Source organism: Burkholderia sp. Tr-20390 (assembly GCF_017104595.1).
Classification (GTDB): Bacteria; Pseudomonadota; Gammaproteobacteria; order Burkholderiales; family Burkholderiaceae; genus Burkholderia.
In genome coordinates this window covers 1-23,300 of sequence record NZ_JAAGPC010000048.1, presented here as the reverse complement: position 1 = coordinate 23,300, position 23,300 = coordinate 1, and the positions used below count along the sequence as shown (strand labels likewise).

Below are 23,300 nucleotides of genomic sequence, written 5' to 3'. Positions count from 1 at the left end.
CCCCCTGTCGCGCGCCAGCCGCCGGCACCAGCGCGAATTTCGATTCGGTTCGATTCGTCAGAAGTTGCTCAGGAACCATTCCTTCATCCGCGAGAACACCTGTCCCGCGTTGCCGGACTGCACGGCGACCTTGCGGCCGCGCATGCGCTGGGCACTGCCTTCGACGAGCAGCCCCATCGCCGTCGAGTAGCGCGGATTGCGCACGACGTCGGAGAGGCCGCCTGCATATTCCGGCGCGCCGATGCGCACCGGTTTCAGGAAAATGTCTTCGCCGAGCTCGACCATGCCGGGCATCATCGATGCCCCGCCGGTAATGACCACGCCGGAGCTCAGCAGTTCTTCGTAACCGGATTCGCGCACGACCTGCTGCACGAGCGAGAACAGCTCCTCGACGCGCGGCTCGATCACCGCTGCCAGCGCCTGGCGCGACAGCGTGCGCGGGCCGCGTTCGCCGAGGCCCGGCACTTCGACCATTTCGTCCGGATCGGCGAGCGCCTGCTTCGCGATCCCGTAGCCGACCTTGATGTCTTCCGCGTCCGGCGTCGGCGTGCGCAGCGCCATCGCGATGTCGCTCGTGATCTGGTCGCCGGCGATCGGAATCACCGCGGTATGGCGGATCGCGCCTTCGGCGAAGATCGCGATGTCCGTCGTGCCGCCGCCGATGTCGACCAGCACCACGCCGAGATCCTTCTCGTCTTCCGTCAGCACGGCCAGCGACGACGCGAGCGGCTGCAGGATCAGGTCGTTCACTTCGAGCCCGCAGCGGCGCACGCACTTGACGATGTTCTGCGCGGCACTCACCGCGCCCGTCACGATGTGCACCTTCACTTCCAGCCGGATGCCGCTCATGCCGATCGGCTCGCGCACGTCTTCCTGGCCGTCGATGATGAATTCCTGCGTGAGGATGTGCAGCACCTGCTGGTCGGTCGGGATGTTGATCGCCTTCGCGGTCTCGATCACGCGCGCGACGTCGGTCTGCGTGACTTCCTTGTCCTTGATCGCGACCATCCCGCTCGAGTTGAAGCTGCGGATGTGGCTGCCCGCGATCCCCGTGAACACGTTGGTGATCTTGCAGTCGGCCATCAGCTCGGCTTCCTCGAGCGCGCGCTGGATCGACTGCACGGTGGCCTCGATGTTGACCACCACACCTTTCTTCAGACCCTTCGACTCGCTCTGGCCGAGACCGATCACCTCGTAGTGGCCTTCGCCCTTCAGCTCGGCGACGATGGCCACCACCTTCGACGTGCCGATGTCGAGGGAAACCAGCAGATCCTTGTAGTCTTTGCTCATAAAGTGCTCTTGCGTGTGATCTCTCGTTACTTCTTGCGCTTGTCGGTATCGGTCAGGAACCGCATGCCTGCCGCGCGAATCGCGAATCCGTTCGGATAGCGCAGGTCCGCGTACTCGATGTCGTTGCCCCAGCGTTCCGTGACGGCCGGCCATGCAGCGACCAGACGCTGGCTCCGGTCATGCAGCGACTCGCTGTTGCGTTCCTTGCCCAGCTCGACCTGCATGCCGTTCGACAGCTTCACCGTCCACGCGTACCGCGCCGACAGCGTCACTTCTTCCGGCGCCGCCTTCAGCGGCGCAAACCATTTCCCGAAGTCGCGATACCGCGTGACGACTTCCTTCGCACTGCCCTCCGGGCCGTCGAACGCCGGCAGTTCCTGCTCCAGCTCGCCCTGGTTCGCGGTGAACAGCTCGCCGTCGACGCTCACGAGCTGGTCGCTGCCCCAGGTCCCGAGCGGTTTGTACTCCTCGAGCGTGACAGCCAGCGCATTCGGCCACACCCGGCGCACGCTCGCATGGCGCACCCAGGGCATCTGCTCGAACGCGGCGCGCGCGGCGTCGAGATCGACCGTGAAGAAATTGCCCTTCAGCCGGCCGACCACGCCCGCGCGCACCGTCGGTGAATTGATGTGCTCGGTGTCGCCGTCGATCCGGATTTCCCGCAGCGCGAACGTCGGGCGCTGGATCAGCCAGTAGCAGCCGGCCGCCGCCAACACGAGCAGCAGCAGCGCGTACAGCGCGCTGGCGGCAAGGTTGAGTTGGCGAACGTTGTTCCACATACGTCGTTCCGTTCCTGCGTCAGTCGTTGAGCGTGAGCGACAGCACCTTCACGACCAGCTCCGAATAGCTGATGCCGACCGCGCGCGCGGCCTTCGGCGGCAGCGAGTGGTCGGTCATGCCCGGCGCGGTGTTCACTTCCAGGAAGTACGCGTTGCCGTCGGCGTCGAGCATGAAGTCCGCGCGGCCCCAGTCGGTGCAGCCGAGCACGTCGAACGCCCGGCGCGCGACGCGCTTGAGCTCCGCTTCCTTGTCGGCGGGCAGCCCGCACGGAATCAGGTATTGCGTGTCGTCGGCGACGTACTTCGCGTGATAGTCGTAGAACTCGCCGGCCGGCACGATCTTGATCACCGGCAGGTCGAGATCGCCGGCGATGCAGGCGGTGTACTCGCCGCCGCCTTCGATGCTCTTCTCGACGATCACGATCGGGTCATGCTTGGCGGCTTCCGCGAGCGCGGCCGGCAGCGCGTCGGCCGTCTTCACCTTCAGCACCGCGACGCTCGAGCCTTCGCTCGCCGGCTTCACGAACAGCGGCAGGCCGAGCTTCGCGACGATGTCCGTCGCGCGCGCCGCGAGGTCGTCGCCGCGCAGCACCGTCTCGAACGGCGGCGTCGGCACGCCCGTCTGCTGCCACACGAGCTTCGTGCGGAACTTGTCGAGGCCGAGCGCCGAGCCGAGCACGCCGCTGCCCGTGTAGCGAATGCCGTAGAAATCGAGCGCGCCCTGGATCTGGCCGTTCTCGCCGTAGCCGCCGTGCAGGGCGTTGAACGCGCGCACGAACCCTTCATCCTTCAGCGCCGCCAGCGGGCGCTCGGCCGGGTCGAACGGGTGCGCGTCGATGCCCGCGTCGCGCAGGCCCTGCAGCACGAGCTTGCCCGACGTGAGCGACACCTCGCGCTCCGAGGACTCGCCGCCGAACAACACCGCCACCTTGCCGAAACGTTTCGGATCAATCCCGCTCATGTCATGCCTTCTGTTGAGTGTGCTGCGCAACCTTCGCCGGCACGCCGCCGATCGAACCCGCGCCCATCGTGATCACCACGTCGCCGTTCTGCGCGACCTTCGCCAATGCGTCCGGCACGTCGTCGACCGTCGCGACGAACACCGGGTCAACCTTCCCCACCGCGCGCAGCGCGCGTGACAACGCGTCGCCGTTGGCGGTCGAGATCGCCGCCTCGCCCGCCGCGTAGACTTCGGTCAGCACCAGCGCGTCGACCGTCGACAGCACGTTGACGAAATCGTCGAAGCAGTCGCGGGTGCGCGTGTAGCGGTGTGGCTGGAACGCCAGCACGAGGCGGCGGCCCGGGAACGCGCCGCGCGCGGCCGCGATCGTCGCGGCCATCTCGACCGGGTGATGGCCGTAGTCGTCGATCAGCGTGTACTGGCCGCCGGCCGCGGTCGGCACGTCGCCGTAGCGCTGGAAGCGCCGGCCGACACCGTTGAATTCCGCGAGCGCCAGCTGGATCGCGTCGTCCGACACGCCGAGGTCGGTCGCGATCGCGATCGCCGCGAGCGCGTTCTGCACGTTGTGCAGGCCCGGCATGTTCAGCACGACCGCGAGCGGCGCGCGCCCTTCGCGGATCACCGTGAAATGCATGCGGCCGTCGCGTGCATCGATGTCTTCGGCGCGCACCTGCGCGTCCGGCGACAGCCCGTAACGCACGACCGGCTTCGAAATGAACGGGATGATCTGCCGCACGTTCGGATCGTCGACGCACACGACCGCGCTGCCGTAGAACGGCAGGCGCTGCGTGAATTCGATGAACGCCTGCTTGAGCCGCGCGAAATCGTGGCCGTAGGTGTCCATGTGGTCGGCGTCGATGTTCGTGATGACTTCGATCACCGGATACAGGTTCAGGAACGATGCGTCCGACTCGTCGGCCTCGGCGACGATGAAGTCGCCCGTGCCGAGCCGCGCGTTCGCGCCGGCGCTGATCAGGCGCCCGCCGATCACGAAGGTCGGATCGAGCCCGCCCGCCGCGAGCACGCTTGCGACGAGGCTCGTCGTCGTGGTCTTGCCGTGGGTGCCCGCGATCGCGATGCCCTGCTTCAGGCGCATCAGCTCCGCCAGCATCACCGCACGCTGCACGATCGGCACGCGCTGCGCGCGCGCGGCCAGCACTTCCGGGTTGTCCGAACGCACGGCAGTCGACACGACGACCGCGTTCGCGCCCTCGATGTTCGCCGCGTCGTGGCCGATCGCGATCCGCGCGCCGAGCGCCTGGAGACGATCGGTCACCGCGTTGCGCGACAGGTCCGAGCCGCTGACCTCGTAACCGAGGTTGACGAGCACTTCGGCGATGCCGCTCATGCCCGCGCCGCCGATCCCGACGAAATGAATGTGTTTGACGATGTGTTTCATGTCAGCCTCCGCCGGGCCGCCCCAAGGAGGCTGACCGCCCCCTCGGGGGGCAGCGAACGAAGTGAGCGTGGGGGTTGTTTCATTTAAGTTGTTCCAGGTTCGCGCCGGCCGCCTTCGCGCACACGCGCGCGACTTCGTCGGTGGCCTCGGGCTTCGCCAGCGAGCGCGAACGTTCCGCCATGTCCGCGAGCGATGCCCGCGACTGGCCGCGCAGCCAGTCGGCAAGCAGTTCCGCCGACAGGTCGCGTTGTTGCACCAGCACGGCCGCGCCCGCATCGGCGAGGAACGCGGCGTTGCTCGTCTGGTGATCGTCGACCGCGTACGGGAACGGCACGAACAGCGCCGCCACGCCCACCGCCGCGATCTCCGACACCGTCATCGCCCCTGACCGGCAGATCACGAGATCCGCCGCCGCATACGCGGCCGCCATGTCGTCGATGAACGGCACGAGCCGCACGTCCTCGCCGGCCGCGAAACCGGCCGCTTCGTAATTCGCCTTCAATGCTTCGATGTGCTTCGCGCCGGCCTGGTGCACGATGCGCGGGCGTTCGCCCGGCGCCAGCATCGCCAGCGCGCGCGGCACGACTTCATTCAGCGCGGCCGCCCCGAGGCTGCCGCCGACGACCAGCACGTTCAGCGGGCCGCTGCGCGATGCATAGCGTGCTTTGGGCGCTTGCGTGCCGGCAAGTTCCGCGCGAATCGGGTTACCCGTCCATTCCGCGTGCGGCAGCGCGCCGGGGAACGCGACGAGCACGCGTTTCGCGAATTTCGCGAGCACCTTGTTCGTCAGGCCCGCGATCGAATTCTGTTCATGCAGCACGAGCGGACGGCCCGACAGCGCGGTCATCACGCCCGCCGGGAACGTGATGTAGCCGCCCATCCCGAGCACGACGTCGGGCCGCACGCGGCGCAGCGCGGCGAGGCTCTGTCCGCATGCGCGCAGCAGGTTGAACGGCAGCGTCAGCTTGGTCTTCAAACCCTTGCCGCGCAGCCCGCCGAACCGCACGTATTCCATCGGAATGCCGTGCTTCGGCACGAGCGTCGCTTCCATCCCGGCCGGATTGCCGAGCCACACGACGCGCCAGCCCGCCGCTTCCATCCGGTGCGCGACCGCGAGCCCCGGGAACACGTGGCCCCCGGTGCCGCCTGCCATCACCATCAGCGTGCGTTGCGACGCGGTCATACCTTCCCTCCCCGCATCAATACGCGATTTTCGTAGTCGACCCGCAGCAGCACCGCGAGCGCGACGCAGTTCAGCAGAATGCCCGAGCCGCCGTAGCTCACGAGCGGCAGCGTCAGGCCCTTGGTCGGCAGCAGCCCGAGGTTCACACCCATGTTGATGAAGGTCTGCGCGCCGAACCAGATGCCGATACCCTTCGCCATCAGCCCCGCGAACGTGCGATCGAGTGCGAGCGCCTGACGGCCGATCTCGAACGCGCGGCGCACGATCCAGTAGAACAGCAGGATCACGACCAGCACGCCGACGAAACCGAGCTCCTCGCCGATCACCGCGAGGATGAAGTCGGTATGCGCTTCCGGCAGGTAGTTCAGCTTCTCGACGCTGCCGCCGAGGCCGACACCGAACCACTCGCCGCGGCCGAACGCGATCAGCGAGTGCGTGAGCTGGTACGCCTTGCCCTGCGCGTAGCGCTCGTCCCACGGATCGAGGTACGCGAAGATCCGCTCGCGACGCCACGGCGACAGCCACACCAGCATCGTGAAGGTGCCGATCGCGGTCGCGACGAGACCGCCGAACAGCTTGCCGTTCACGCCGCCGAGGAACAGCACGCCCATCGCGATCGCCGCGACCACCATGAACGCGCCCATGTCCGGCTCGAGCAGCAGCAGCGCACCGACCAGGCCGACCGCGAATGCCATCGGCAGGAAGCCCTTGGCGAAGCTCTGCATGTATTCCTGCTTGCGCACCGTGTAGTTCGCCGCGTAGATCGTCACCGCGAGCTTCATGATTTCCGACGGCTGCATGTTCGTGATGCCGAGCGGAATCCAGCGGCGCGCACCGTTCACGCCCTTGCCGACGTGCGGGATCAGCACGATCACGAGGCCGACGAGCGCGATCAGGAAGAGTTGCGGCGCGTATTTGTCCCACGTCGACACCGGCACGCGGAACGCGATCACCGCCGCGATGAACGCGACGGCGAGCGAGATGCAGTGGCGCATCAGGAACGCGTAATCGTGATACGACGCGTATTTCGGCGAATCGGGCATCGCGATCGACGCCGAATACACCATCACGACGCCGAGCCCGAGCAGCGCGATCGCGACCCACAGCAGCGAGTAGTCGAAGTCGAGCATCCGCGAACGGCTCGGGCGCACGCCGTTGACGACGCTCGCGAGGCCGCCCGTCGCGGCGCGCGTGGCCGACGCGACGCGGCCGCCCGCGGCATTGCCGCCGGTGTCGCGACGATCGTTGAAACGGGAGACGAGGCGATCGGACCAGCTCATGGCGTCGCTCCTTTGTCGATGGCGATTTCGTCGACCGCCGCGCGGAACACATCCGCGCGATGGGCGTAGTTCCTGAACATGTCGAGGCTCGCGCAGGCAGGCGACAGCAGTACCGCGTCGCCCGGCTCCGCGAGGTCGGCCGCCGCGTGCACCGCCCCTTCGAGCGTCGTGTGGTCGGCGAGCGGCACGCCCGTTTCGGCGAGCGTGTCGCGGATCGCCGGTGCGTCGCGGCCGATCAGCATCACCGCACGGCACCAGCGCGCGACCGGCGCGACCAGCGGTGCGAAATCCTGCCCCTTGCCGTCGCCGCCCGCGATCAGCACGATCTTCTGCGCCAGCCCGTCGAGCGCGGCAACCGTCGCGCCGACGTTCGTGCCCTTGCTGTCGTCGACGTAGTCCACGTCGTCGATCGTCGCGATCACTTCGACGCGATGCGCTTCGCCGCGGTACTCGCGCAGCGCGTGCAGCAGCGGCGCGGCCGGCAGGTCGATCGCGCGTGCGAGCGCGAATGCGGCCAGCGCGTTCGCCGCGTTGTGCAGCCCGCGGATGCGCAGCGCGTCGGCCGGCATCAGGCGCTTCTGCGCGATGTCGGGCGTATGCGCGGCATCGCGCTTGCGCCGACGGGTCGTCGTCGCGGTTTCATCCGGGGCGTCGCGATCGACCGCTTCGACCAGCCACGCGATACCGTTATCGCGCGACAGGCCGTAGTCGCCGTCCTGCACCGGTTCGTTCAGGCCGAACGTGACCGTGCGCGGCGCATCGGCCGCGCCGGCTGCCGGAGCGAACTTCATCACGGCCGCATCGTCGCGGTTCAGCACGCGCGTGGTCGTCGCGCCGAAGATCCGGCCCTTTGCCTGCGCGTACGCGTCGAAGCTGCCGTGCCAGTCGAGGTGGTCCTGCGTGATGTTGAGGATCGCGGCCGCATCGGGCGCGAACGTGCGCGCGGTCTCGAGCTGGAAGCTCGACAGTTCGAGCACCCACACGTCGGGCAGCGCGGTTTCGTCGATCGCACCGGCGAGCCGGTCGAGCATCGCGGGGCTGATGTTGCCCGCAACGGCGACCTTCTTGCCCGAGCGCTGGCACAGCAGGCCCGTGAGGCTCGTCGTCGTGGTCTTGCCGTTGGTGCCTGTAATCGCGAGCACCTTCGGCTGGTAGCCGCTCGTGCCGAGCGCACGCAGCGCCTGCGCGAAGAATTCCAGCTCGCCCCACACCGCGACGCCCTGCTCGTTCGCGGCCGCGACCAGCGCCGCGAGTGCCGGTTCGAGCGGCGACAGCCCGGGGCTCAACCCGACGAGCTCGATACCGCCGTCGAGCAGCGCAGGCGTGAACGCCCCGCCGACGAATTCCGCATCGATGCCTTCGGCCTGCAGCGCGGCAAGGTTCGGCGGCGCCTCGCGGGTATCGGCAATACGCAGCCGGCACCCGTGCCTCGCGCACCATCGCGCGATCGCGAGACCCGATTCCCCGAGCCCCAGTACGAGCACCATCGGCCGTTGCCGATCTCCAAACATCTCGCCAGACATCCTTGTTACCTTTCCTTTACCGCAGCTTGAGGGTGGTCAGACCGAACAGGCACAGCATCAGCGTGATGATCCAGAAACGCACGACCACCTGCGTTTCCTTCCAGCCGGACAATTCGAAATGGTGATGCAGCGGCGCCATCTTCAGCAGGCGCCGCCCTTCGCCGTAGCGCTTCTTCGTGTACTTGAACCACGAAACCTGCAGCATCACCGACAGCGTTTCCGCGACGAAGATGCCGCCCATGATGAACAGCACGATTTCCTGGCGCACGATCACCGCGACCGTGCCGAGCGCGCCGCCGAGCGCCAGCGCGCCGACGTCACCCATGAACACCTGCGCGGGGTGCGTGTTGTACCAGAGGAACGCGAGCCCTGCCCCACCCATCGCGGAACAGAAGATCAGCAATTCACCCGCGCCCGGAATGTGCGGGAACAGCAGGTATTTTGAATAGACCGCGCTGCCCATCACGTACGCGAACACACCCAGCGACGCACCGACCAGCACCACGGGCATGATCACGAGGCCGTCGAGGCCGTCGGTCAGGTTCACCGCGTTGCTCGCGCCGACGATCACGAAGTACGTCAACACGATGAAGCCCCACACACCGAGCGGGTAGCTGATCGACTTCAGGAACGGCAGCATCAGGTCGGCGCGTGCCGGCAGCCCCATCGACAGGCCGCTCCTCACCCATGCCATGAACAGGTCGAACACGCGCACGTTGTTCGCCTCGGACACGCTGAAGGCGAGGTAGACGGCCGCGAACAGCCCGATCACCGATTGCCAGAAATACTTCTCGCGCGACGACATCCCGCGCGGGTCCTTGTGGACGACCTTGCGGTAATCGTCGACCCAGCCGATCACGCCGAAACCGAACGTGACGAGCATCACGATCCAGATGAAACGGTTCGTCAGGTCGCCCCACAGCAGCGTCGCGACCGCGATGCCGATCAGGATCAGCACGCCACCCATCGTCGGCGTGCCGGACTTGACCAGGTGCGTCTGCGGACCGTCCTTGCGCACGGCCTGACCGACCTTCATTTGCGTCAGCTTGCGGATCACCCACGGTCCGCACACGAGCCCGATCCCGAGCGCGGTGATGGTGGCCATCACCGCACGGAACGTGAGGTACGTGAACAAGCGCAAAAAGCTTGCGTCTCCTTGCAGCCATTGCGCCAGCGCCAGCAGCATGCTTCCTTCCTTCTACTCAGTGTGCAGCGGGCGTCGTGCCCGCCGCGGGTTGGTTCGTCAGCGCGTCGACCACGCGCTCCATCTTCATGTACCGCGAGCCCTTCACGAGCAGCGTCGCCTGCGCGCCGTAACCCGCCGCGAGCAATGCGCCGACCAGCGCGCCGACGTCGCCGAAATGGCGGGCCGTGTCGCCGTACGCGGTGCAGGCATCGCGCGACGCGTCGCCGAGCGCGAACAGCGCGTCGATCCCGCGCTCGCGCGCGTAGGCTCCGACCTCGCGATGGAAGGCCGGGCCTTCGTCGCCGACCTCGCCCATGTCGCCGATCACCAGCACGCGCGGCGCCGGTTGCGCGGCGAGCACGTCGATCGCGGCACGCATCGAATCGGGATTCGCGTTGTACGTATCGTCGACGACCGTTGCCCCCGCGAGGCTGCCTGCGATCGCCTGTTTCACCTGCAGCCGGCCCTTGACCGGTTCGAACGATTCGAGACCCTGCTTGATCGCCGACAGCGCGACGCCGGCGCCCAGCGCCGCCGCCGTGGCGGCCAGCGCGTTGCGCGCGTTGTGCTCGCCGAGCGCGCGCAGCCGCACCGTGACGGCGCCCGCGGGCGTGTCGATCGCGAGTTCGCCGCCGTGCAGGCGGCCCGTGACCTGCGCGTCGTGTTGCCGCTCGGCATCGTGCAGCGCGAAATCGAGGATCCGGTTGCCGGTCGCCGCGACGCGCCAGATGCCCGCGTATGCGTCGTCGGCCGGGAACACCGCGACGCCGTCCGGCGGCAGTGCATGAATCACGGCCGCGTGTTCGAGCGCGACGGCTTCGACCGTCGCCATGAACTCCTGGTGCTCGCGCTGCGCGTTGTTGACGAGCGCGACCGTCGGCGCCGTGAGGCGCGCAAGGACTTCCGTCTCGCCCGGGTGATTCATCCCGATCTCGATCACCGCAAGACGATGCGCGGCCGACAGGCGCAGCAGCGTCAGCGGCAGGCCGACATCGTTGTTCAGGTTGCCGGCCGTCGCGAGCCGCGCGTCGGCGCCGACCGCCGCCGCGAAGATCGACGCGATCATTTCCTTGACGGTCGTCTTGCCGTTGCTGCCCGTCACCGCGACGAGCGGCAGCGCGAACCGTTTGCGCCAGCCATGCGCAAGCGCGCCGAGCGCGGCACGCGTTTCACCGCCCTCGAGCACCGGCATCGTGACGCCAGCCGGCACGTGCGCGACCAGCGCCGCGGCAGCACCGCGCGCGGCGACATCGCCGAGGAAGGCGTGCGCATCGAAGCGCTCGCCTTTCAATGCGACGAACAGGTCGCCGGGGCCGGCCGTGCGGCTATCCGTCGACACGCGGTCGAACGTGACGCCCGCGTCGCCGTGGACGGTCGCGCCGGGGATCAGGCGAGCGGCTTCGCCGAGACTGAGCATCGTCATTCGGCGCCTCCCTTGCCATGCGTTGCGCGCGCTGCCAGCGCGAGCCGCGCGTGATCCTGGTCGGAGAACGTGCGCTTCTTGCCCATGATTTCCTGTGTGGCCTCGTGGCCCTTGCCGGCCAGCACGACGACATCCTCGCGTGCCGCGCCGCGCACGGCCTGCAGGATCGCGCTCGCGCGATCCTCGATACGGCGTGCGTGATCGGGCGCGGTCATGCCCGCGACGATCTGGTCGATGATGCGCTGCGGATCCTCGCTGCGCGGGTTGTCGCTCGTGACGACGGTTTCATCGGCGAGCCGCTCCGCGATCGCGCCCATCAGCGGGCGCTTCGTCGCATCGCGATCGCCGCCGCAGCCGAACATGCAGACGAGCCGCCCGCCGCGCGCCGTAGCGATCGGGCGCAGCGCGTCGAGCGTCTTTTCGAGCGCGTCGGGCGTGTGTGCGTAGTCGATCACGACGAGCGGTTCGTCGTTCTGCAGCCGGCCGCCGAGCCGCTGCATCCGGCCGTTGACGGACTCGAGCCGTGCGATCTCGGCGAGCGCCGCGTCGAACGGCACGTCGGCCGCGAGCAGCGAGCCGAGCACGGCAAGCAGGTTGCTGACGTTGAACGTGCCGAGCGTGCCGACCTCGACGTCCGCATCGCCCCACGACGAACGCAGACGGAACGCCGTGCCGGTCGCGGTGGCGCGCACGTCGAGCGCGACCAGTTCGCGATCGGCGTCCGGCACCGGTGCATCACCGATCCCGTACGCGATCGTACGCACGCGGCCAGCCAGCTTCTCGAGCAGGCGCCGACCCGCTGCGTCGTCGCGATTGACGACCGCCGCGCGCAGGCCGCGCCATGCGAACAGCTTCGCCTTCGCGGCTTCGTACGCGTCGAACGTGCCGTGATAGTCGAGGTGATCCTGCGTGAGGTTCGTAAACACCGCGATGTCGAAAGCCGTACCGTTCACGCGCCCCTGGTGCAGCGCGTGCGACGACACCTCCATCGCCACGGCCTTCGCGCCCGCGTCGCGCAATTGCGCGAGGCTGCGCTGCAGTTGCGGCGCGTCGGGGGTCGTGAAACCGGTCGGCACGAGCTGGCCGGGCATCCCGGTGCCAAGCGTGCCGATCACCGCGCACGGCTGGTGCAGCGCCGTCAGCGCGGTGGCGATCCACTGCGTGCACGAGGTCTTGCCGTTCGTGCCGGTCACCCCCACTGCGAGCAGGTTGTCGCTCGGATCGCCATACCAGCCGCTGGCGATCTCGCCGGCGAGCTGGTCGAGCGCCGGCACGGCAAGCGCGACAGGAACGGCCGGCGCAGCGGCCAGCCCTTCCGGCTGATACAGCACGGCGGCCGCACCGCGCGCGACGGCTTCGTCAATGAATGCGCGGTTGTCGGCCCCGTCGACCGCATACGCAAAGAACACGTCGCCCGCCTCGAGGCTGCGCGTGTCGGCATGCAGTTGCGCTGCGGGGGCCACATGCTGACGCAGCCACGCAAGCGCGGCTGCGATCTGCTGATGCGCCGGATGGGAACTGCGAGCGGCGCTCATCGAACAACTCCTGGTGAATTACGCGTCGTGCTGGACACGATCATATGCTTCGCACCGCTACCCGCGGGCAGCTTTTGCGGCCCCGTCGCGGAAGGTGCCGCCGGCGAATCGTCAGACACGACGAGCTGTTTGATCGGCATGTTCGGCGGCACGTTCAGCGCACGCATCGTGTCGCCGGCGATCGCCGAGAATACGGGGCCGGACACCTGGCCGCCGAAGTGGCTGCCGGCGGTCGGCTCGTCGACCGACACCGCGACGACGATGCGCGGATTCGGCATCGGCGCCATCCCGACGAACGACGCGCGGTACTTGCGCGTGTAGCCGTGGCCTTCATGCTTGTACGCGGTACCGCTCTTGCCGCCGACGCGATAGCCCGGCACGGCCGCATCCGGCGACGTGCCGCCCGGCGCCACCACCGTCTCGAGCATCGCGCGCACTTCGCGCGCGGTGGTCGGGTTGAACACCTGCGTGCCCGCGACCGGCTGGTTGGGGTCGGTCTTGAAAATGGTCACGGGCATCAGCTCGCCGTCATGCGCGATCGCCGTGTAGGCGCGCGCGAGCTGGAACAGCGACACCGACAGGCCGTAGCCGTAGGACATCGTCGCCTGCTCGATGCGGCGCCAGCTCTTCCACGGACGCAGGCGGCCGGCCACCGCGCCCGGGAACCCGACCTTCGGCGCCTGGCCGAGGCCGATGCTCGTATACATATTCCACATTTCCTCGGGCCGCATCGTCATCGCGATCTTCGTCGCGCCGATGTTGCTCGACTTCTGGATCACGCCGCCGACCGTCAGCGTGCCGAACCCCGCGTCGTCGGTGATCGGTGCGCCATCGAGCACGAAATGCCCGTTGCCCGTCTCGACGAGCGTGTTCGGCGTCACGCGGTGCAGGTCGAGCGCGAGCGACACCGTAAACGGCTTCATGATCGAGCCAGGCTCGAACACGTCGGTCATGATCCGGTTGCGCAACTGCTCGCCCGTCATGCGCGAGCGGTCGTTCGGGTTGTACGTCGGGTAGTTGACGAGTGCGAGCACCTCGCCGGTGCGCACGTCGACGACCATCGCCGCGCCGGCCTTCGCCTTGAACTTCTCGACGGCGGCCTTCAGGTTCGCGTACGCGATGTACTGGATCTTGCTGTCGATCGACAGGTCGACGTCGGTGCCGTTGTGCGGCGGGATCTGCTCGGCGACGTCCTCGACGATGTGCCCCATCCGGTCCTTGATCACGCGACGCATGCCCGACGTGCCGGACAGCATCTTCTGGTCGCCCAGCTCGACGCCTTCCTGCCCTTCGTCCTCGACGTTCGTGAAGCCGATCAGGTGAGCGGTGATCTCGCCTTCCGGATAGAAGCGCTTGTATTCGTTGCGCTGATAGATGCCGGGAATGTCGAGCGCGGCGACCTTGTCCGCGACGTCGATCGGCACCTGACGCTTGACGTAGACGAAACCCTTGTCTTCCGACAGCTTCACGCGCAGTTCCTTCGACGTCATGCCGAGGAGCTTGCCGAGCTGGTTGACCTTGTCGGCATCGAGATCGTCCGGCACCGCGTCGGGAATCGCCCAGATCGCGCGCACGGGCAGGCTCGTCGCGAGCACGAGCCCGTTACGGTCGAGAATCTTGCCGCGCGTCGCCGGCAGATCGATCGTGCGCTGGTAGCGGCTTTCGCCCTGCTTCCGATAGAACGCGTTGCCGGGCCCCTGGATCCAGAACGCGCGCGCGGCCAGCGCGACGAACGCCATGAACAGCAGGAACACGACGAGCTTCGAGCGCCACATCGGCAGATGCACGCCCAGCACGGGGCTCGACGAGAACTTCACGTTCTGGCGCTTGTGGGACGGCTTCATCGCGCGCCTCCCTTGCCCTTGCCGGCCGTGTCCGCCGAAGCCGGGATCGGCGCATCGATCGCCTTCGCGGCGCCCGGCGGCAGCGTCAGGTATTGCGTGCGGCCGGTCGTGATCGGCTGCATCTTCAGTGAATCGTTCGCGAGCTGCTCGATGCGCGACGTCTTCGACAGCGCGCTCTGCTGATATTGAAGCTGCGCGTAGTCCTGCTGGAGCTGACGCTCCTGCGACTGCGCACGCTGCAGCTGGATGAAGATCTGGCGCTGCTGGTTCGTCGAATTGACGACCGACAGCGCGCAACCCATCACGATGATCAGCAGGAAGATGTTGAAGCGGCTCATGGCGTGACGCGCTCCGCAATGCGCATCACGGCGGAGCGGGCGCGCGGATTCGCAGCGACTTCCGCTTCACTCGGAAACTGGCGGCTGATGATCTTGAGCGGTGGGCTCGGGAGGTCGACGGCGCGGATCGGCAAGCGACGATCGACCGCAGGCGCACTCGCGTGCGCCTGCATGAATCGCTTGACGATCCGATCCTCGAGTGAATGAAAGCTGATGACCACCAGCCGCCCCCCTTGCTCCAGCAACGACAGTGCCGCGTCTAGTACGACTTGCAGGTCCGCAAGCTCTTGATTGACGTGAATCCGTATAGCCTGAAAGGTGCGGGTTGCCGGATCCTTGCCCTTCTCACGGGTTTTGACGACGTGACCCACGATTTGGGCAAGCTCGCCCGTGGTGCCGAGAGGCCCAAGACGGTCGGACTCTGCCCGGCGAGCAACAAGCGCCTTTGCAATCTGAAAAGCAAACCGTTCTTCCCCATAATCCCGTATCACCTCCGTCAATTCCTGCACCGAAGCCCGTGCGAGCCATTCCGCCGCCGACTCGCCGCGCGTCGGATCCATCCGCATGTCCAGCGGACCATCGGCGCGGAAGCTGAAGCCGCGCGCCGGATCGTCCACCTGCGGCGAGGACACGCCCAGGTCGAGCAACACTCCCGACACCTTCTCGACGCCGCGCGCCGCAAGCGCGTCGCGCATCGATGCAAAGCTGTCATGCACGATCGAGAAACGCGCATCCTCGATGCCCTGCGCCGTCTCGATCGCCCTCGGATCCTTGTCGAACGCGATCAGCCGCCCGCCCGGCGCCAGCCGCGCGAGCACCGCACGGCTATGGCCGCCGCGCCCGAACGTACCGTCGACATAAATGCCGTCCGGTCGCGTCACGAGCGATTCGACCGCTTCGTCCAACAACACGGTCCGATGCTGCAATTCGTTTCCCATCGCGGGCGTCTCCGTCACCGCAATCAGAACGTGAAATTCTTCAGCGCGTCGGGCATGCCCTGCGCCATCGCTGCCTGCTCCTTCGCGTTGTAGGTCTGCGAATCCCACAGCTCGAAGTGACTACCCATTCCCAACAACATGACTTCCTTTTCCAGTCCGGCTGCCATGCGCAGCTCGGGCGATACGAGAATCCGGCCCGCGCTGTCGAGATCGACATCCATCGCATTGCCGAGAAAAATGCGCCGCCACCAGTGCGCGTCCATCGGCAGCGCGGCGATCTTGGCGCGGAATACCTCCCATTCGGGGCGCGGAAACAGCAACAGGCAGCCGTCCGGGTGCTTGGTCACAGTCACCCGTCCTTCTGCCTGTCCTTGCAGCGCTTCGCGATAGCGAGCCGGCACCGACATCCGCCCTTTCGCATCGAGCGTCAGCGCCGACGCCCCTTGGAACACTTTCCGCTCTCCCGTTCAGGGCACCGAAGCACCCGCTCAATGCTGAGAATTTAGCCGGAATAGCCCGCCAAATCACACAAAAATACACTTTCTCACACTGTCTCCCACTTTAGAGGAAGGGTGTGGCACGGTCAAGGGAGCGGCCCGCTTTTTTGACGAATTTTGTTAGTTAGAACAAGGACTTACGCGCACATGCTCATGCGGCCCCTCATTCTAAAAACCGTTATAAATGAATGAGCTAGTGCAACTTGTGAAGGTGATACGTGAGAAAGGCGGGCCAGACGGGTGTGCCGACGGGGCTTTCGGGGGCGGGAAAACGAGGAATAAACGGGCGGTATCAGCGGTGGGGAACCGGGGCGACGTCACGCATCGCCCCGGTGGGAATCTCACAGATAGTACGCAGTACTCGTCATGACTTTCGACGCGGCGCGCATCAGCATCCGCGCGGGCAGCGGCAGCTCGATCCCGCCTGCGTCGGCCGCGGCCTTGCCGTGCTTCACCTCGTCGATACGCATCTGGTCGACGATCGCGCGCGACGCGGTATCAGCCGCCGGCAACTCGGACATGTGGCCTTCGAGATGGCTCTCGACCTGCCGCTCGGTCTCGGCCATGAAGCCGAGGCTGACCTTGTCGCCGAGCGCGCCGGCCGCCACGCCGATTGCGAGCGAACCCGCATACCAGAGCGGGTTCAGCAGGCTCGGGCGCGAGTCGAGCTCTTTCAGGCGATGCGCGGTCCACGCGAGGTGATCCTCCTCCTCGCGTGCGGCCTCCTCGAACATCGCCTTCGCCGACGCCGTGCGCGCGGTGAGTTTCTGCGCCTGGTACAGCGCCTGCGCGCAGACCTCGCCGACGTGGTTCACGCGCATCAGCCCGGCGGCATGCGTACGCTCCGCAGGCGTCAGCTCGACGGCCGGCGCCTCCGCCGGCGCGGGCACCGGCCGGCTCATCCGGCTAATGCCGGTCAGCGATCGCAGGCCGCGATCGAATTCGCTGATCAGTTCATCCAACACCATCCTGTTCTCCTGGCTGCAGGTGCTGCCGCGAGCGGCAAGGGCACGAGTCCGCTGCGTAACCGACTTGATTATTCAGCGGAAATTGCGGTTAACCCGTGATTTTAACCATTGTTGCATAAAGGAAACATGGCGACCTTGAGCTGCGGCATTTCGCTTTGTGGCAAAAAACGGTTTTGCTACATTACGTGCGACTTCTTGCGAAGTTGAAGGGGCCCGTCAACAGAACATAACTATCCGCCCCGCCAGAAAAATTCAGTGAATTTTGGAGATCCGTTAATGAAAAAGTCGCTTCTCGCGCTCGTCGCGCTGGGCGCGTTTGCTGGCGCTGCCCATGCGCAAAGCAGCGTGACGCTTTACGGCATCATCGATGAAGGCCTGCTCTTCAACAACAACGCGGGCGGCAAGCATCTGTACAGCATGGCCAGCGGCGTGATGCAAGGCAGCCGCTTCGGCCTGCGCGGCACCGAAGACCTCGGTGGCGGCCTGAAGGCGATCTTCACCCTCGAAAACGGTTTCGACGTGAACAGCGGCAAGCTCGGTCAGGGCGGCCTGATGTTCGGTCGTCAGGCTTACGTCGGCCTGTCGAGCCAGTACGGTACGGTCACGCTGGGTCGTCAATACGACTCCGTCGTCGACTTCGTCGGCCCGCTCGAGGCAGGCGACCAGTGGGGCGGCTACATCGCCGCTCACCCGGGCGACCTCGACAACTTCAACAACGCGTATCGCGTGAACAACGCAGTCAAGTTCACGAGCTCGACCTACGGCGGCTTCTCGTTCGGCGGCTTGTACAGCTTCGGCGGTCAGGCAGGCCAGTTCTCGAAGAACCAGGTCTGGTCGCTCGGCGCAGGCTACAACAACGGCCCGCTGGTCTTGGGCGTCGGTTACTTGAACGCACGTACGCCGAACCAGTTCGGCGGCATGTTCAACAACGGCTCGGCGTCTTCGTCGGTCTCGTCGCCGATCTACGGCGGGTACGCGAACAACGCGAACACGTACCAGGTCATCGGTGCAGGCGGCGCCTACACGTTCGGCGCAGCGACGATCGGCGCGACGTACTCGAACACGAAGTTCAAGGGCTTCTCGGCAGGCCCGTTCGTGAACCAGACCGCGACGTTCAACAACGGCGAAATCAACTTCAAGTATCAGCTGACCCCGGCGCTGATTCTCGGCGCTGCGTACGACTACACGCAAGGCAGCAAGATCGACGGCAACTCGGCAGCCAAGTACCACCAAGGCTCGCTGGGCGTCGACTACTTCCTGTCGAAGCGTACCGACGTGTACGCCATCGGCGTGTACCAGCACGCATCGGGCAACGTGCTCGACTCGAACGGCAACGTCCTGAAGGCGACGGCAGCGATCAACGGTCTCGCAGGTTCGAGCTCGGCCAACCAGGTCGCAGCACGCGTCGGCATCCGTCACAAGTTCTAATCAGCTTGCCTGGCAAGCCGCAGCATATTGAAGGCGCCTTCGGGCGCCTTTTTCTTTTCCGGTCGGTGCAGCCGCGAAGCCGGAGCGTGGCGAACCGTATCGACTACGATGCGCTCGTCGAGAAGGCACCGTCCTGTCCTTGCTGCGCCGTAACGCATTGCTGCCGCATCGAGCCCACCCCAGAAGCCGCCTCGCGCGGAAACAGCCTCTTCCGGGTCAAGCCGCAAACGAAAAAACCCGGCACAAGCCGGGCTTTTTCGTTCCGATCGATCGACCGCCGTTATGCGCGTCCGTCGCGCAGTTCGCGCCGCAGGATCTTGCCGACGTTCGTTTTCGGCAACTCCGTGCGGAACTCGACCAGCTTCGGCCGCTTGTAGCCGGTGAGGCGCTCCTTGCAGTAGGCAAGGATGTCCTTGTCGGTGAGCGCCGGGTCCTTCTTCACGACGAACAGCTTCACGGCTTCGCCGGAATGCTCGTCGGGCACACCGACCGCCGCCACCTCGAACACGCCCGGATGCGACGCCACCACGTCCTCGACTTCGTTCGGGTACACGTTGAAGCCCGACACGAGGATCATGTCCTTCTTCCGGTCGACGATCTTCACGTAACCTCGCGCGTCCATCACGCCGACGTCGCCCGTCTTGAAGAAGCCGTCCGCGAACATGACCTTCGCGGTTTCGTCCGGCCGGTTCCAGTAGCCGGCCATCACCTGCGGCCCGCGGATGCAGATCTCGCCGGGTTCGCCGAGCGCGACGTCGTTGCCCGCGTCATCGCGAATCGCCACTTCGGTCGACGGCAGCGGCAAGCCGATCGTCCCGCTGTACTCGGTCGCCGTCACGGGGTTGCAGGTCGCCACCGGCGACGTTTCGGACAGCCCGTAACCCTCGATAATCGCCGTATGGGTCTTTTCATACCAGCGTTTCGCGACGCCCTCCTGGATCGCCATGCCGCCGCCGTTGGCGATTACGAGCTTCGACAGGTCGAGCTGATTGAATTCCGGGTGGTTCAGCAGTGCGTTGTACAGCGTGTTGACCGCCGGGATCGTCGAGATCTGGTAGCCCTTCAGCTCCTTGATCATGCCGGCGATGTCGCGCGGGTTCGGGATCAGGATGCCCATGCCACCGGTACGCATCGTCAGGAAGCCGCAGACGGTCAGCGCGAACACGTGATACAGCGGCAGCGCGACAACGGTCACGAACTGTTTCACGTCGGGAAACTTCTCGTGCGCCGGATGATGCCAGGCGCCCGCCTGCAGCACGTTCGACACGATGTTCCGGTGCAGCAGCGTCGCCCCCTTCGCGACGCCGGTCGTACCGCCCGTGTATTGCAGGAACGCGACGTCATCGGGGCCGATCTTCTGCGCCTTGAATGCCTGGCGCGCACCTTCCGACAGCGCGGCCTTGAAGCGCGTGAACGACGGCAGCTGCCAGGCAGGCACCATCTTTTTCACGTTGCGCACGACGTAGTTGACGAGCCACCCCTTGATGCCCAGCAGATCGCCCATCGATGCAACGACGACGTGCTTGACGCCCGTATTCGCGATGACAGCCTGCAGCGTCGACGCAAAATTCTCGAGGATGACGATCGCCTCCGCACCGCTGTCCTTCAGCTGATGCTCGAGCTCGCGCGGCGTATAGAGCGGGTTGACGTTGACGACGGTGTAGCCCGCGCGCAGTACCGCGGCGATCGCCACGGGGTACTGCAGCACGTTCGGCATCATGATCGCGACGCGCGCCCCGCGCGCAAGCCCGCGCGATTGCAGCCACGCGCCGAACTGGCGCGACAGCTTGTCGAGTTCGCCGTACGTGATGCCCTTGCCCATGCAGACGAATGCCGTGCGGTCGCGATACTGCCGGAAGCTTTCGTCGAGCAGGTCGGGAACGGAGGGATAAGGAGACGCGTCAATTTCGGCTGGAACGCCGGGTGGGTACGATTTCAGCCAAATTTTGTCCATACCGCGCGTCTCCTCATAGATTTTCGAATGGTCGTGCTAAAACGCATCGTAACGGCTCGCTCGTTCCGAGACAACAGGGTTAGATGTCCACTTCGAACTTCCGTGGAAATTCGTCTGATGATACGGTGATATCCGATCAAATGCGCTCAACTTCCACGAGGCAATCGTAGAACGTCGCCGAATTGCCGAGATCGGTGAGTGCCTGGCTCGTCACTTCGTTCGCGTTTCTGCCGTCCGGCGACAGCTTCTTCCACCAGATCGACAGCCCGACGACGAGCCCTGCGCGCGCGCGATCGGTAATTCTCGCGAGCGCCTGCATCGATCCGCGGTCGTTGAAGATGCGAACGACGTCACCTTCCGCGATACCGCGCGCATCGGCGTCAGACGGGTGGATGTCGAGATGCGGCTCGCCTTCGGTATGACGCAGGCTGTCGACGTTCACGAACGTACTGTTCAGGAAGTGGCGAGCCGGCGGCGAGATCATCGCGAGCGGATAGCGTGCGGCGAGATCGGGCGCGGCCTCGGCCGACTCGAATGGCGGCAGGTAGTCGGGCACGGGATCCGCGCCCATCTGCTCGAGTCGGGGGCTGTAGAACTCACACTTGCCGGACGGCGTGCGGAAACCGCCGTTCGCGAACGGCGCCTCCGGCAGCTTGAGCTTCAACCAGCCATCGCGCTTGAGCGTGTCCCAATCGCTGTCGAGCACCGGATCGTCCCAGCGGAGCGCCGCGCGCGCGACCTCTTCGTCGCTGTGATAAAGCGCGGGTTCGTCGAGCCCCATGCTGCGTGCGATGCCGCGGAAGATCTCCGTATTCGGCCGTGCCTCCCCCACCGGAGGAATCGACGGCAAGTTCGCCATCACGTAGGTGTGACCGTACGATTTGTGGATGTCCAGATGCTCGAGCTGGGTGGTGGCCGGCAACACAATGTCGGCGAAATCGACGGTATCGGTCTTGAAATGCTCGAGAACGACCGTGAACAGATCGTCACGCGCGAACCCTGCCGCGACCTTCGATGAATCCGGCGCGACAGCCACCGGGTTCGAGTTGTAAACGATCACCGCTTCGACCTTCGGCCCGAAGGTGGCATCGCCCGGGTGCAGCAGCGCGTCGCCGATCGCGTTCATGTTGATGATGCGCGGCAGTTTGTGCGGCCAGCCCGGCATCAAATCCGGGCGAAGCAGCGCAGCCTGGTTGACCGGCGCGGATTCCGACGACGAGAGCAACAGCCCGCCGGCCCGGTCCCGCCAGGCGCCCGTCAGCGCAGGCAGGCTTGCGATTGCGCGCACGGCGTTGCCGCCACCGCGAACACGCTGCATGCCGTAGTTGAGGCGGATCGATGCCTTACGAGTCGCACCGTAACGACGCGCAAGGTCGATCAGCTCCGACGCGTCGATCCCGCAGATCTGCGCAACGCGTTCCGGCGGATAGGACATCGCCCGCTCCTTGAGCGCGTCGAAGCCGAGCGTATGGCTGGCGATGTAATCGTGATCGAGCAGGTCTTCGGTCATCAGCACGTGCATCATGCCGAGTGCGAACGCGCCGTCGGTACCGGGTTTCAACGCGATGTGCTGATGACACTTCTCCGCTGTCAGCGAACGGTACGGATCGATGGCGACAAGACGTGCGCCTCGGCGCTTCGCTTCCTGCGCACGCGTCCAGAAGTGCAGGCTCGACGCGATCGGGTTTGCTCCCCAAATCAGAATCAGCTCGCTTTCCTCGAAATGCTCGAGGTGCATGCCGAGACTACCGCCATAGGTGTAACGCAACCCCGCTGCACCGGCCGCCGCGCAGATCGTGCGTTCGAGTCGCGAGGCACCGAGCTTGTGGAAGAATCGCTGGGCGATCCCCTCCCCCTGGACGAGCCCCATCGTTCCCGCATAGCTGTACGGCACGATTGCTTCCGGTGTGCGCGCCGCGATTTCACCGAGACGACGGCCGATCTCATCGAACGCCTCGTCCCAGCTGATAGGTACGAAATGCCCTTCCCCTTTGGCACCGATGCGCTTGAGCGGGACGGTGAGGCGGTCGGGGTGATGAACGCGATCGGCGTACCGGCTGACTTTCGTACACAACACGCCTTGTGTCGGCGGATGGTCGGGATCGCCCGTGACCTTGATCGCCTTGCCGTTTTCGACAGTCACACGCATTGCGCACGTGTCCGGACAATCATGCGGGCAAACGGCCCGAGCTACCTGAATGGCGGCGTTCATCGTTTTGTGTGCAGAGATGGGGATTCGCAAATTTTACGTGGACACGCCGAATAAAGCGTTCATTTCGTACGGTTTCTGAGGTATTTGGCCGAAACGCGATGGGGGGAATCGGCTCGGTTTCAGTGGTTCGGTGCGTCGTCCGTGGGGGATTTGCACGATGACCCGACACTCGTTGTCGACGATGGCAAGCTAATCACGTCCGAGTGTGCCAACCGAGGCGAGAGAGAGAGAAATTGCAGCTTTGATCGGAGATAGCGGCAATAGGCCAAGGGATCGCGGATGATACTGGCCGATTGGCGTGCCGGGAGCTGCGAGCGCTTCTAATTGGGAGTAGGCGATGAGGAAACTCAAGCCAGGCCGTCCACTCCACTCGCCCGTGCATTTCCGCCGCCCAAATGCAAAAACCCCCGCCTTTCGGGCGGGGGTTCTTGGCTTAGGGAGCCTGACGATTACCTACTTTCACACGGGAATCCGCACTATCATCGGCGTAGAGTCGTTTCACGGTCCTGTTCGGGATGGGAAGGGGTGGGACCGACTCGCTATGGTCATCAGGCAAAGAGGG

The 23,300-nt window shown here is 65.8% G+C and carries 18 protein-coding genes and 1 rRNA gene; 1 reads left to right on the top strand and 18 read right to left on the bottom strand.

Features of this window, described 5'->3' with window-relative positions; translation table 11 throughout:
- Positions 1-57: 57 nt before the first annotated feature.
- From ftsA to coq7, 15 genes are all read right to left on the bottom strand, one after another.
- Positions 58-1,290 carry a cell division protein FtsA gene (gene ftsA, locus G3N98_RS15670; RefSeq protein ID WP_006487138.1) on the bottom strand — a complete coding sequence of 411 codons (1,233 nt, stop codon included), beginning with the start codon at positions 1,288-1,290 and terminating at the stop codon, positions 58-60.
- Positions 1,291-1,316: 26 nt separating this feature from the next.
- Positions 1,317-2,069 carry a cell division protein FtsQ/DivIB gene (locus G3N98_RS15665; RefSeq protein ID WP_011350842.1) on the bottom strand — a complete coding sequence of 251 codons (753 nt, stop codon included), beginning with the start codon at positions 2,067-2,069 and terminating at the stop codon, positions 1,317-1,319.
- 19 nt (positions 2,070-2,088) lie between these two features.
- On the bottom strand, positions 2,089-3,030 hold the full coding sequence (locus G3N98_RS15660; protein ID WP_089424424.1) for a D-alanine--D-alanine ligase: 942 nt from the start codon (positions 3,028-3,030) through the stop codon (positions 2,089-2,091).
- A 1-nt stretch (position 3,031) separates the two neighbouring features.
- On the bottom strand, positions 3,032-4,429 hold the full coding sequence (gene murC / locus G3N98_RS15655; RefSeq protein WP_206148620.1) for a UDP-N-acetylmuramate--L-alanine ligase: 1,398 nt from the start codon (positions 4,427-4,429) through the stop codon (positions 3,032-3,034).
- A 79-nt stretch (positions 4,430-4,508) separates the two neighbouring features.
- Positions 4,509-5,612 (bottom strand): undecaprenyldiphospho-muramoylpentapeptide beta-N-acetylglucosaminyltransferase, encoded by a 1,104-nt coding sequence (gene murG / locus G3N98_RS15650; RefSeq protein WP_089424422.1) that lies wholly within the window; start codon positions 5,610-5,612, stop codon positions 4,509-4,511.
- A complete protein-coding gene (gene ftsW, locus G3N98_RS15645) occupies positions 5,609-6,892 on the bottom strand; it encodes a putative lipid II flippase FtsW (protein ID WP_069247050.1) in 1,284 nt (427 codons plus the stop codon). Before ftsW ends, murG begins: the two co-directional genes overlap by 4 nt.
- Positions 6,889-8,403 (bottom strand): UDP-N-acetylmuramoyl-L-alanine--D-glutamate ligase, encoded by a 1,515-nt coding sequence (gene murD / locus G3N98_RS15640; RefSeq protein ID WP_206148619.1) that lies wholly within the window; start codon positions 8,401-8,403, stop codon positions 6,889-6,891. Before murD ends, ftsW begins: the two co-directional genes overlap by 4 nt.
- A gap of 28 nt (positions 8,404-8,431) precedes the next feature.
- The gene (gene mraY / locus G3N98_RS15635) at positions 8,432-9,601 is read right to left on the bottom strand and encodes a phospho-N-acetylmuramoyl-pentapeptide-transferase (protein WP_006477019.1); all 1,170 of its coding nucleotides are present in this window, start codon (positions 9,599-9,601) and stop codon (positions 8,432-8,434) included.
- 16 nt (positions 9,602-9,617) lie between these two features.
- On the bottom strand, positions 9,618-11,024 hold the full coding sequence (murF, locus tag G3N98_RS15630; RefSeq protein ID WP_206148618.1) for a UDP-N-acetylmuramoyl-tripeptide--D-alanyl-D-alanine ligase: 1,407 nt from the start codon (positions 11,022-11,024) through the stop codon (positions 9,618-9,620).
- A complete protein-coding gene (locus tag G3N98_RS15625) occupies positions 11,021-12,559 on the bottom strand; it encodes a UDP-N-acetylmuramoyl-L-alanyl-D-glutamate--2,6-diaminopimelate ligase (protein WP_175240911.1) in 1,539 nt (512 codons plus the stop codon). Before G3N98_RS15625 ends, murF begins: the two co-directional genes overlap by 4 nt.
- A complete protein-coding gene (locus G3N98_RS15620; RefSeq protein ID WP_174976209.1) occupies positions 12,556-14,403 on the bottom strand; it encodes a penicillin-binding protein 2 in 1,848 nt (615 codons plus the stop codon). Before G3N98_RS15620 ends, G3N98_RS15625 begins: the two co-directional genes overlap by 4 nt.
- Positions 14,400-14,741 carry a cell division protein FtsL gene (gene ftsL, locus G3N98_RS15615; protein ID WP_009694564.1) on the bottom strand — a complete coding sequence of 114 codons (342 nt, stop codon included), beginning with the start codon at positions 14,739-14,741 and terminating at the stop codon, positions 14,400-14,402. The genes G3N98_RS15620 and ftsL overlap by 4 nt, the downstream gene beginning before the upstream one ends.
- A complete protein-coding gene (gene rsmH, locus G3N98_RS15610) occupies positions 14,738-15,679 on the bottom strand; it encodes a 16S rRNA (cytosine(1402)-N(4))-methyltransferase RsmH (protein WP_206148617.1) in 942 nt (313 codons plus the stop codon). The genes ftsL and rsmH overlap by 4 nt, the downstream gene beginning before the upstream one ends.
- A 23-nt stretch (positions 15,680-15,702) precedes the next feature.
- Entirely contained in the window at positions 15,703-16,131 is a 429-nt protein-coding gene (gene mraZ, locus G3N98_RS15605; RefSeq protein ID WP_006487094.1) for a division/cell wall cluster transcriptional repressor MraZ, read from the bottom strand.
- A gap of 386 nt (positions 16,132-16,517) precedes the next feature.
- Positions 16,518-17,144: a 2-polyprenyl-3-methyl-6-methoxy-1,4-benzoquinone monooxygenase gene (coq7, locus tag G3N98_RS15600; RefSeq protein WP_089424416.1), complete on the bottom strand. Its 627-nt coding sequence runs from the start codon at positions 17,142-17,144 to the stop codon at positions 16,518-16,520.
- Between the two features lie 276 nt (positions 17,145-17,420).
- On the opposite strand from coq7, the gene G3N98_RS15595 reads away from it, so the two are divergent.
- Positions 17,421-18,572, top strand: a complete 1,152-nt coding sequence (locus tag G3N98_RS15595) for a porin (RefSeq protein WP_089472100.1) — start codon at positions 17,421-17,423, stop codon at positions 18,570-18,572.
- 280 nt (positions 18,573-18,852) lie between these two features.
- Here the strand turns inward: G3N98_RS15595 and G3N98_RS15590 are convergent, their stop codons facing one another.
- The 3 genes from G3N98_RS15590 to rrf all read right to left on the bottom strand — a co-directional run bounded on the left by G3N98_RS15590 (position 18,853) and on the right by rrf (position 23,291).
- Positions 18,853-20,526 (bottom strand): long-chain fatty acid--CoA ligase, encoded by a 1,674-nt coding sequence (locus G3N98_RS15590; protein WP_089439157.1) that lies wholly within the window; start codon positions 20,524-20,526, stop codon positions 18,853-18,855.
- A 136-nt stretch (positions 20,527-20,662) separates the two neighbouring features.
- Positions 20,663-22,738: a molybdopterin oxidoreductase family protein gene (locus G3N98_RS15585; RefSeq protein WP_089424413.1), complete on the bottom strand. Its 2,076-nt coding sequence runs from the start codon at positions 22,736-22,738 to the stop codon at positions 20,663-20,665.
- A 440-nt stretch (positions 22,739-23,178) separates the two neighbouring features.
- Positions 23,179-23,291, bottom strand: a 5S ribosomal RNA gene (gene rrf, locus G3N98_RS15580).
- Positions 23,292-23,300 lie beyond the last annotated feature (9 nt).